We start from the raw sequence: 4,983 nt of genomic DNA, 5'->3' as shown, positions 1-4,983 counted from the left end.
CCCGACCTTGGCAAGGTCGTGCTCTACCAACTGAGCTATTCCCGCATGTCATCAAGTCAACTTCTAAACACTTGATTTCATTATCGTCCGGCATGCTGTGCCGCCGTTCGATGCGTTGCATTCTACTGATATGACGTTATGAGTCAACGTTATTTTTTGCTTCCCTGGATCGTTTGCTGAAAATTACGGCGAAACGATCACTGATCAAGCAAATCCCCGCGCGCAGCGTTCAAATATTGCAGCATTGACCACAGCGTCAGCACTGCCGCTACCCACAGCAGACCAATTCCCGCCCACTCAACCCAGGCGTTTGGACGCCAGAGCATCCAGACCAGCGCCGCCATCTGTGCGGTCGTTTTCACTTTCCCGATCCAGGAGACCGCCACGCTGCTGCGTTTACCCAACTCCGCCATCCACTCACGCAGCGCAGAAATGATGATTTCACGGCCGATCATGGTTGCCGCAGGCAGCGTCACCCACCAGGTATGATAGTGTTCAGCCACCAGCACCATCGCGATAGCAACCATGACCTTATCCGCTACGGGATCGAGAAACGCGCCGAAGCGAGTGCTTTGATTCCAGCGACGCGCCAGATAGCCATCAAACCAGTCCGTTACCGCTGCGATAAGGAAGATCAATGCGCAGGCAAAAGGTGCCCACACAACCGGCAGATAAAACGCCAGCACAAAGAACGGAATGAGTACAACACGAAAGAGAGTGAGCAACGTAGGGATATTATATTGCATAGTGACGGTAACTATTTGTTGTCAGTAAAATTTAGCTCTATGTTGCTACAGAGCCCTCAATGTTTCAACGAGTAGTAGATCTTTTCTGCCAGCCCTTGCGAAATACCCGGCACTTTTGCAATTTCCTCCATGCTGGCGTTGAGTAATCCTTGCAATCCGCCCATATACTTCAGCAGCATCTGGCGACGTTTTGGCCCGACGCCCTCAATGGTTTCCAGAGTACTGGTATTTTTTACCTTCGCCCGTTTTTTACGGTGCCCGCTGATAGCATGGTCGTGCGATTCATCGCGAATATGCTGGATGACATGCAGCGCCGGGGAGTCTGGCGGCAGACTGAAGCCCTCACCTTCCGGTTCGAAGAACAACGTCTCCAGACCCGCCTTACGATCGGCCCCTTTCGCCACACCTAACAGCAGCGGATGGTTTTTGTCCCACTCAACGTCGAGCGATTCAAATACCGCTTTCGCCTGGCCAAGCTGGCCTTTACCACCGTCAATCAGGATCACATCCGGGATCTTGCTCTCTTCAATCGCTTTACCGTAACGACGGCGCAGCACCTGATTCATGGCGGCATAGTCGTCTCCCGGCGTAATGCCGGTGATGTTATAGCGTCGATACTCGGCGCGCAGCGGGCCATTAGCATCAAACACGACGCAGGACGCTACCGTCTGCTCCCCCATCGTATGGCTGATATCGAAACACTCCATACGTTTCACTTCCGGCAACTTCAGGAGCGTTGCCAGCGCGGTTAACCGCTGGCTGACCGTCGATTGCTGAGACAATTTTGTGGTCAGCGCCGTCGCCGCGTTGGTCCGCGCGAGCTTCAGATAACGCGCCCTGTCGCCGCGGGGTTTGGTTTGTACGTTGACCCGACGGCCCGCCAGCTCGGAAAGCGAATCGGCCAGCAGGGTTTTATCGTCAAGGTTGAAATCGAGCAGGATCTCCGAGGGGAGCGTGCGCATCTGGCTTCCCTGTAGATAGAACTGGCCGACAAAGGTTTCCACCACTTCCCCCAGCTCGGTGCCACCAGGCACTTTGGGGAAATAGCTGCGGCTGCCGAGTACTTTGCCCTGGCGGATAAACAGCACGTGAACACAGGCCATTCCTGCGTCAAAGGAGACGCCGATAACGTCGAGATCGTCACCGGTATTCGAGACAAACTGTTTCTCGGTGACCCGGCGCACCGCCTGAATTTGGTCACGGATCCGTGCGGCCTCTTCAAACTCAAGTGCGGCGCTGGCTTTTTCCATCCGCGCGATCAGCTGGGTTAACACCTGATCGTCTTTTCCGGCTAAGAACAGGCGTACATAGTCCACCTGCTGGGCATACTCATCTTCACTGACCAGCCCGGCAACACAGGGGCCCAGGCAGCGACCAATCTGGTACTGCAGACACGGACGCGAGCGGTTACGGTAGACACTGTTTTCGCACTGACGAATCGGGAAGATTTTTTGCAGCAGTGCCAGCGTCTCCCGCACGGCATAGCCATTCGGGAAAGGACCAAAATATTCCCCCTTCGCGTGTTTTGCACCACGGTGCATCGCCAGACGCGGATGGGTATCGCCACTCAGGAAGATAAAGGGATAGGATTTATCGTCCCGTAACAGCACGTTATAGCGCGGCTGATAGAGCTTTATATAATTGTGCTCAAGCAGCAGGGCTTCGGTTTCGGTATGCGTGACGGTGACATCAATATTATGAATGAGAGAGACCAGCGCTTCAGTCTTACGGGAGGCAAGGTTGCTGCGAAAATAGCTGGAAAGGCGTTTTTTAAGGTCTTTCGCCTTCCCCACATAGATAACCGTACCGCCAGCGTCATACATCCGATAGACGCCAGGCTGGCTGGTTACCGTTTTCAGAAATGCTTTTGAATCGAACACATCACTCACTGACTTAACAACGTCTCCGCATTACATAAACCATGTCGGATGGCCAGATGAGTCAGTTCAACATCACCATGAATGTTCAGTTTACTGAACATTCGATAACGATAGCTGTTCACCGTTTTCGGGCTGAGGTTCAGCTGTTCCGAGATCTCATTTACCTTCTGACCTTTCGTGATCATCAGCATAATCTGCAATTCGCGCTCAGACAAACTGGCAAACGGGGACTCGTTTTTCTCGGGTTCGATCTGGCTCAAAGCCATCTGTTGCGCAATGTCAGAGGCGATGTAACGCTGCCCGGCAAACACGGAGCGGATGGCATTGACGACCTCCTGCGGAGCGGCACCTTTGCTCAGGTAACCGGCCGCACCCGCCTGCATCACTTTCGCAGGCAGTGGATTTTCAGTATGCACGGTCAGCATGATGACTTTGGTATCTACGAAGGTACGCGCAATTTTGCGCGTTGCCTCAAGGCCACCGATGCCGGGCATGTTCATATCCATCAGCACCACATCGGCGGAGTTTGTGCGGCACCATTTTACGGCATCTTCCCCACAGCACACCTCTCCGGCAACTTTAATCCCTTTTATATCTTCAAGAATGCGTCGTATCCCTGCGCGCACCAGTTCGTGGTCATCAACAAGAAGGACGTTGATCAAAGGAAATGTCTCCAGAATAGGGATAACGCTACTGAGTGATAATTTGGTTTATATTAACGGTTTTCCTCACAAGATTAAAACGTTAAAAAATCGGCTATTCGATTTTGCTCTCGTTTTTGGAAATTAGCCTGTACAGTCCGTGGAAAGAGAGTCCTTGCCATCAGGGCTTTTGCGCTTTTTTTTAAGCATCCGTATTCAAAAAGTTACAAAAACCTTGCTCCTTTTCCTCGGGGAAAACAGTTTTCAGATTTTTGTAACAATAATTAACGGTAAGCAAACCACTCATAAACAATTAATAGTCATACCAGGGCATTAGTCTACCGCCTGGCGGAGTTTACGCAAATAAACAGCGCAGTAAAAGTACGAAAAACAACCGCTGCATTTTTTGCTTCAGCTTGTGGTATACTCCGCCGCCTTGACTTTCGTCGTCGCGCTTTAGCGCCGTTTAATAATGAGGAAAATAAATGAGCACACCTGAATTTGCCACTGCGGAGAATAACCAGGAACTGGCACAGGAAGTAAACTGCCTGAAAGCACTGCTGACGCTGATGCTGCAGGCGATGGGCCAGGCTGATGCTGGTCGTGTGATCATTAAAATGGAAAAGCAAATCGCGCAGATGGAAGACCAGGCGGAATCGGCTGTATTTGCAAACACCGTTAAGCAAATTAAACAAGCGTACCGCCAGTAACAAAAAACGGCTGGATGCACTGCATTCAGCCGTCCGCTCGTCTGTCACGCAGAACGTACTCTTTAATCAGATCAGTCCCGTTGCCGCCGCGTAACAAGCAATCTGGGTTTTGTTGGGTGCATTGAATTTTTTCTGCATATTCTTCTGATGGAAGTTAACCGTATTCTCTGAAATGGAGAGAATGATCGCTATTTCCGCTGACGTCTTCCCTTCCGCAGTCCATTTCAGAATTTCCCGCTCACGCTTGCTGAATTTCATCTCTGGCGGCATCACCATCCCATCTTCAAAACGCAACAGCGTGGTTAATGCCATTTGCACCAGCATTTGCAACCGTAGTTCTATTTCTTCCTGTCTGTACGGCACATCCTGCACACTCGTACGGGAAACCGAGAGGAAACCGAGCGCGTGATTAGGCAGCATCAGACACTGCGTTATTCCCGTGCGTAAACCGTGATCCTGTGCGTTATGCCATAACTCCTGCGCATCCACGAATAATGCGTCCGTCCAGGGAAGATGACCCTGAATGAAATTCTCCGGCTTTAAAACCGGATCAATCGCGAAATAGTTCGCGGATTGATATTGCGCCATCCACTGCTTTGGATAAGTGGTTTGCAACGAGACCTTGGGCCGCGTAAATGGTACGGGATGGCGCACGCAGAGCGCGTAATAATCGAATTCAAGCGCCTGCGTTTGTCGCTGAAGTTCCTGATATACCTCGTCGGCACAGGTCAATTCCTGAAACCGGAGGAAGCAATCCCGTCGCCAGGTGAAAAAGTCTGAATCCTTCATACTTACTAAAAGAAGCCTCTGAAAAGATAATCATTATTATGGTGAATATAACCTAACACATAAAACTTATTTCTAACCACAAAATATCGGCAATAACACAATTAACTTTACTATTGATAAGGCTTATCTGCGTCGGGTGGAATAAAAAAGCAGACGCCCGGGGCAACAGGGAGAATAATTTGCTCCAGAAAAGATTTCCGGAGCAAATAAGGACAAA

The 4,983-nt window shown here is 50.7% G+C and carries 5 protein-coding genes and 1 pseudogene; 2 read left to right on the top strand and 4 right to left on the bottom strand.

All coding sequences use genetic code 11. The features are described from left to right. Window positions 1–197: 197 nt before the first annotated feature. The 3 genes from pgsA to uvrY are packed head-to-tail and all read right to left on the bottom strand — an operon-like array spanning window position 198 to window position 3,288. A complete protein-coding gene (gene pgsA, locus L977_RS11175; protein ID WP_008500348.1) occupies window positions 198–746 on the bottom strand; it encodes a CDP-diacylglycerol--glycerol-3-phosphate 3-phosphatidyltransferase in 549 nt (182 codons plus the stop codon). Window positions 747–802: 56 nt separating this feature from the next. Then, window positions 803–2,635, bottom strand: coding sequence for an excinuclease ABC subunit UvrC (uvrC, locus tag L977_RS11170; RefSeq protein ID WP_014884376.1), 1,833 nt, complete (start codon window positions 2,633–2,635; stop codon window positions 803–805). Then, the gene (gene uvrY, locus L977_RS11165) at window positions 2,632–3,288 is read right to left on the bottom strand and encodes a UvrY/SirA/GacA family response regulator transcription factor (protein ID WP_023330806.1); all 657 of its coding nucleotides are present in this window, start codon (window positions 3,286–3,288) and stop codon (window positions 2,632–2,634) included. The genes uvrC and uvrY overlap by 4 nt, the downstream gene beginning before the upstream one ends. 370 nt (window positions 3,289–3,658) lie before the next feature. On the opposite strand from uvrY, the pseudogene L977_RS25235 reads away from it, so the two are divergent. Both L977_RS25235 and L977_RS11160 read left to right on the top strand, forming a co-directional pair. Then, window positions 3,659–3,727: pseudogene (locus L977_RS25235) on the top strand (hypothetical protein); the annotation flags it as partial. Between the two features lie 25 nt (window positions 3,728–3,752). Next, the gene (locus tag L977_RS11160; protein ID WP_014832453.1) at window positions 3,753–3,977 is read left to right on the top strand and encodes a DUF2594 family protein; all 225 of its coding nucleotides are present in this window, start codon (window positions 3,753–3,755) and stop codon (window positions 3,975–3,977) included. 66 nt (window positions 3,978–4,043) lie between these two features. Here the strand turns inward: L977_RS11160 and sdiA are convergent, their stop codons facing one another. Next, complete coding sequence (sdiA, locus tag L977_RS11155) at window positions 4,044–4,766, bottom strand: transcriptional regulator SdiA (RefSeq protein ID WP_047625769.1); 723 nt, start codon at window positions 4,764–4,766, stop codon at window positions 4,044–4,046. Window positions 4,767–4,983 lie beyond the last annotated feature (217 nt).

The sequence above is a fragment of the Enterobacter sp. ZOR0014 genome, from assembly GCF_000798855.1.
Classification (GTDB): domain Bacteria; phylum Pseudomonadota; class Gammaproteobacteria; order Enterobacterales; family Enterobacteriaceae; genus Enterobacter; species Enterobacter kobei.
The sequence above is the reverse complement of the archived record's forward strand: the minus strand, read 5'-3'. Positions and strand labels throughout refer to the sequence as shown.

Bases quoted from the DNA above. Each gene is read 5' to 3' on its own strand.
- pgsA (WP_008500348.1), bottom strand. From the start codon at position 746: ATGCAATATAATATCCCTACGTTGCTCACTCTCTTTCGTGTTGTACTC.
- L977_RS11160 (WP_014832453.1), top strand. From the start codon at position 3,753: ATGAGCACACCTGAATTTGCCACTGCGGAGAATAACCAGGAACTGGCA.
- sdiA (WP_047625769.1), bottom strand. From the start codon at position 4,766: ATGAAGGATTCAGACTTTTTCACCTGGCGACGGGATTGCTTCCTCCGG.